Origin of the sequence: Yinghuangia sp. YIM S10712 (assembly GCF_051388935.1) — a bacterium.
Classification (GTDB): Bacteria; Actinomycetota; Actinomycetes; order Streptomycetales; family Streptomycetaceae; genus Yinghuangia.
The window spans coordinates 25,681-30,231 of record NZ_JBPKBI010000007.1 but is presented as its reverse complement, the minus strand read 5'-3'; the positions used below and the strand labels follow the sequence as shown (position 1 = coordinate 30,231).

5 protein-coding genes are annotated in these 4,551 nt (G+C 71.0%); 3 read left to right on the top strand and 2 right to left on the bottom strand.

Annotated features, from left to right (window positions below; genetic code table 11):
* Both ACRX5W_RS16720 and ACRX5W_RS16715 read left to right on the top strand, forming a co-directional pair.
* On the top strand, positions 1-367 hold a 367-nt coding region (locus ACRX5W_RS16720), incomplete at its 5' end, for a response regulator transcription factor (RefSeq protein ID WP_436788948.1).
* 150 nt (positions 368-517) lie between these two features.
* Complete coding sequence (locus tag ACRX5W_RS16715; protein ID WP_436788947.1) at positions 518-1,570, top strand: AraC family transcriptional regulator; 1,053 nt, start codon at positions 518-520, stop codon at positions 1,568-1,570.
* A gap of 144 nt (positions 1,571-1,714) precedes the next feature.
* On the opposite strand, the gene ACRX5W_RS16710 is transcribed toward ACRX5W_RS16715, so the two are convergent.
* Positions 1,715-2,701 (bottom strand): hypothetical protein, encoded by a 987-nt coding sequence (locus ACRX5W_RS16710; RefSeq protein ID WP_436788946.1) that lies wholly within the window; start codon positions 2,699-2,701, stop codon positions 1,715-1,717.
* Positions 2,702-2,821: 120 nt separating this feature from the next.
* Positions 2,822-3,574, bottom strand: a complete 753-nt coding sequence (locus tag ACRX5W_RS16705) for a hypothetical protein (protein ID WP_436788945.1) — start codon at positions 3,572-3,574, stop codon at positions 2,822-2,824.
* Positions 3,575-4,020: 446 nt separating this feature from the next.
* Between ACRX5W_RS16705 and ACRX5W_RS16700 the strand changes: the two genes are divergently transcribed.
* Positions 4,021-4,443, top strand: a complete 423-nt coding sequence (locus tag ACRX5W_RS16700) for a PPOX class F420-dependent oxidoreductase (protein ID WP_436788944.1) — start codon at positions 4,021-4,023, stop codon at positions 4,441-4,443.
* The last annotated feature ends 108 nt before the right edge of the window (positions 4,444-4,551 follow it).

Sequence of the window (4,551 nt, the reverse complement as noted above, 5' to 3'; positions counted from 1 at the left end):
ACGCCCCTCCACGCGCGCCGAAGGCGCGGCGATGACACTCGACTCCGCCGGGGAATTCATCCGGCGCACGCGTGGCCGTCGCGCCCGCGCCGACCGGGGCCGGGCGAGTCTGACCGCCGCCGAAGCCGCAGTGGCCAAGCTGGCGGCCGAGGGACTCCGCAATCCCGCGATCGCCGAACAACTCGTGGTCGCGCGCGGCACCGTCAAAGTCCACCTGTCGCGCGTGTACGCCAAACTCGGCGTCGCCAACCGCACGCAACTCGCCGTATATCTCCGGGAGTCACCGGAACGACGCGCCGCGCGCGACAGCCGGATCGACCCCCCGGGGCAGTCCGCGCAGCGCAGAACGTTTGCCTGTGATGGATAACAGCCTCGTCCTTACGCCCGGCCGATTTCGTCGAGCAAGCTGGCATCCGCACCGCATCCTGCCCGTCGCCGCGTCGAACAGGCCCCGCACCCGGGGCCCGCCCCGAACCCCGTGCCGCCGAGCACCACCGATCCCATCTTGAAGGCGATCATGACTGACACACTCGTCCCGGTCCGTGTGGGAAGTGCCCGCCGCCCCCACAACGGCGTCACCGCCGCGCAGCCCGTCGCACGCCCTCTGCTGTCCCGGACCCAGGACCCTGCATATGTGCGTGAGATGGTCACGGGGCATATCGCCCCCCACACCCTGCGCGTGCCTCAGGGAGCGGTGCTGAACACGCATCTGCGCTGCGTGCACCAGGGCACGATCGCCGTCTACTCACTCGGGTACGGGGCGCCCGTCGAGTTGTGGATCGACCGATCGGCGCGCGCGTACCTCGTGCTCCTGGCCGCTGCGGGAGCCAGGGGCGCCGGCACCGGCGGATCGCTGTCGATAGGCGGCCGCAGAGTGCCGCTGACACCCGCCATCGTCACGCCGGGCAGGCAGGCGGTGCTGCGCATTCCGAAAGCCGCCGTCGTCACCGTCATCTGTATTCCGCGGAGGATGATCGACACCGCCGCGCGGTTGAGCCGGCAGGCGGGGCAATCCGGCCCGGTCGAATTCGAACCGCAGATCGATCCCGCCGCCGACCGGGCCGGCCCCTGGCTGTCCCTCGCGCGCACCTTCGTCGGCGCACCGGAGACAGGTCGGATCGGCGATTCCCCGCTCGCGATGGCGCACTTCGAGCAACTCCTGGTGCACGGGCTGCTGGCCGCACAACCCAACTCGACGCGCTGGAACACCGATGCGTCGTACGAGACCATGCCGTCCGGGCTCGCCACCGCCCTCGCCTTCTGCGAGCGCTACACCGGCCCCCCGCCGTCCGTCGCCGACATCGCCGCGGCGGCCCACGTCAGCAAGCGCACGTTGCAGTCCTACTTCCGCCTGTATCTGGGCATGACGCCGCAGAGCCACCTGCGCGAAGTGCGTCTGCGCCGCGTCCACAAGGAACTCGTCGCCGCCGCTGCCGACGACCGGCCGACCACCGTGACCGCGATCGCCCTCCGACACGGCTTCCACCACCTGGGCAGGTTCGCGATCCAGTACCGCGCCGTCTACGGTCGACGTCCCTCGGAGACCTTGAAGTTCGGCGCGGAAGCGTAGACGGGGTGCGGGCGGACTGCCCGCGCGATCGCGGCGTTGCCCGACGCCGGCGCAGGTGGGACGGGGCCTCGTCAGCGGCCCGTCGGTGCGGGGGACGCGGGAATGGGTCATGCCGGCGCCGCGTACCGCCGGCCATGCCGCCGGTCAGGTGATCGCGAGACGGGCGCGCATTTCCCGTAGCCGGGCTCGGGCGTGGGCGATCTGCACGGAATCCGCGGCGCCCAGACGCGTGTACGCCGCCACGAGTTCCCGGCCCAATTCGTATGCCGGTCCGACATCGTCGACATCAAGCCAACAATGGTGTGCGCATTCCACAAGTCCGAGAGCCCATGTATCGGAGATGCGGCGATCCGGGTCGGAAGCGAGCCCCAGATAGAGACGCGACGCTTTGACCGGATCTCCATCGAGAAACGTCAAATAGGCTTCCACTTCTCCGAGGGCGGCGGCTGCGCCGCCCTCGGCGTCCCGGGCGATTTCCCGGATCTCGGCCAGGGCGCCGCGAGGATCACCGGCCTCGGCGGCCCGCCGGACCCGCGCCAAGACCCGCGCCTGCTCCTCGGTCGGACGCGGCAGGGCCTGGCCGCCGTGCCCGGGGGAGGGGGCGGCCGAGCCGAAGCCGGACACCGCCTCCCCGAAATCGTTCGCGGGCCTGGGGACTTGCCGAGCAGCGGCATACGGGGGTGCCACCCCGGTGCCCGGCGGATCCGAAACCACGGGCGGCACAGGAACAGGGGGAGCGGTGAACGCCCCGGCGGGCGAGACCTCATCGGCCCGGGCGGGGGCCGGCGGCGGGAGCGGGGCGGCACCCGCTTCGGCCTGTGCCGGGGCCGACCGGCGACGCAGCAGGCCACGCCGCTGCGGACCGGGAACAACCGGCGGACCGGCCTCCGCAACGTCTCCCGTGCCGTCGATCACCATCGGGAAGACCGTTCCGTCGGGCTCACGCGCGTCGACGCGCACCGGACGGCCGAGCAAGTCGGCGGTGTGCCGCGCCCGTTCCATCGCGACGGTACGCGCGTCCTCGCCGGGGGCGAGTGCGAGGGGTTCCCCGTCGACGGTGACCGATCCGTCGCCGTCCAGCCGTATGGCGATGACAGGCCATCTGGGAATGGAATCAACGTCGTCGATCACAGATGCTCCAGTCAACTGCTCGCGCGATGAGGTGATTTCGTGGGATGCCCAGCGTCGGGCGCACCGCTGCGGGCAACGTGGGTCACAGCGCTCACTTTGCCCACCGGTCGTCGACCCCCTTCACAGACACACCGGTTCGCTGCGCACTGGTGTGACGCCCGAACCGCCGCGAACGAGAGTCGCCACGACGATGCAACCGTCGCGCGTCATCGGGGGTGAGGTGAAGACCGCCGATGTCTCCGTGGCAGGCAGGAGCTGATGTCCCAGCACCGCCCCTTGCCGACTCTGTGCGATGGCCATGAAACCCACGACCTGGTCGGCTCGTTCGGGCGGCTGCCACGTCACCTGGACACGGCCGTCGAAGCCGCCGAGAGTCAGGCCGCGAGGCATGTGGCTCTCCGGGGGACCGAGGGGTGCCTCCTGGGGAGCCGCCACGGGGGGTGGTGTGGCGGCCGTCGTGCTCTTCTTGTCCTCGCCGCCTGCGAACACCGCCACCGCGACGAGACTGACGATGCAGACCACGCCCACCGCGATCAAGGCAAGCCCGCGGCCGGCGGAGGGTCGCGCGCGAACCTCTTCGACGTCGTCGAAGCTCCATGCGAACGTCTGGGGTTCAGACGGGACTTCCGCCGCATCGGGAGGCGAATCCGCATCCGGCAGGGGCTCTTCCGCCTGCGGCGCGTACGGACTCACGTCAAGGCGCGCCACGGCCGCGTCGTCCGCCCACCACAGTGGAAGCCGCATCACCCCGGGGATTCCCGGCTCCGCCACCTCGACGGGCCGGAGTGCGTCGACCCCTTCGGCCTCCGGATCGGCGACGCTTCCGCGCGGCGTGTCCGGCAAGGTCCGCGAGATCTGCTTCCCCGATTCCAACGGCCCACCATCGAAGAGTAAGCGAAGTGACAGGTGCCCCAACGGTCGAAGGCACCCGGTCCCGAGTCTGCCGCCCGCCCGGTCGGCCGGGCAATCCATCGCACGACGACGTATTTCGGCCGACACCTGCTTCGCCGAGGCGTACGCAGAGGTGGCTGTTCAGGTGGGCGGCGGTGGGGGCGGCCGGAATGCCCGTCGTGCGAGTCGTCCGGAAGGCGGTTGGGCAATGCCGTACGCGCCGAGCGGCGGGGGCTGATCCGCCGGCACCGCGAACGGCCGCTGCGGGTCGGAGCGCGGGCAGAATCGCGCTGCGTGAACGCCGCGCCGCCTTGGCCGTCCGGTCGCGGGACGAGGACAATGAACGCCGAGGTGCGGGGCGGCCGGCGTTCTCGTGGAGTTCGACTGTCTCCGCAGTCGAACCGAATCCGAACCACCCTGGAGCGACGATGTCCAAGCCCCCGCTGCCCGACGACGCCGTGGCCATGCTGACCCGCCCGAACCCCTGCACCATCGCCACGCTGCGCGCGGACGGCACGCCCGTGTCCGCCGCGACCTGGTATCTGTGGCAGGACGGCCGGGTCCTGGTCAACATGGACGAGGGCCGCGCCCGCCTGAGGCACATGCGCCGGGATCCCCGCGTGTCGCTCACCGTGCTGGACAAGGACGGCTGGTACTCCCACGTCACCCTGATCGGCCGCGTCGTCGAACTCCGCGACGACGAAGGCCTGGTCGACATCGACCGCCTTGCCGCTCACTACACGGGCCGTCCCTATCCCGACCGCTCCCGCGCGCGGGTGACCACCGTCATCGACGTCGAGCGCTGGCACGGCTGGGGCGCGTTCAAGGACAGCGACCAGGCGGGCGGCTGACCGAACGGCCGGCTCGTCCCCCGGCACGTTACCGCCCGCACCCCGCTATTGACGCATTCTCGGCGCATCCCGAAGGATGACTGATTGAACGTTCGCTCGTGCGTGGGG

Excerpts from the sequence above, each read along its gene's own strand:
- ACRX5W_RS16715 (WP_436788947.1), top strand. The coding sequence starts at position 518 with ATGACTGACACACTCGTCCCGGTCCGTGTGGGAAGTGCCCGCCGCCCC.
- ACRX5W_RS16700 (WP_436788944.1), top strand. The coding sequence starts at position 4,021 with ATGTCCAAGCCCCCGCTGCCCGACGACGCCGTGGCCATGCTGACCCGC.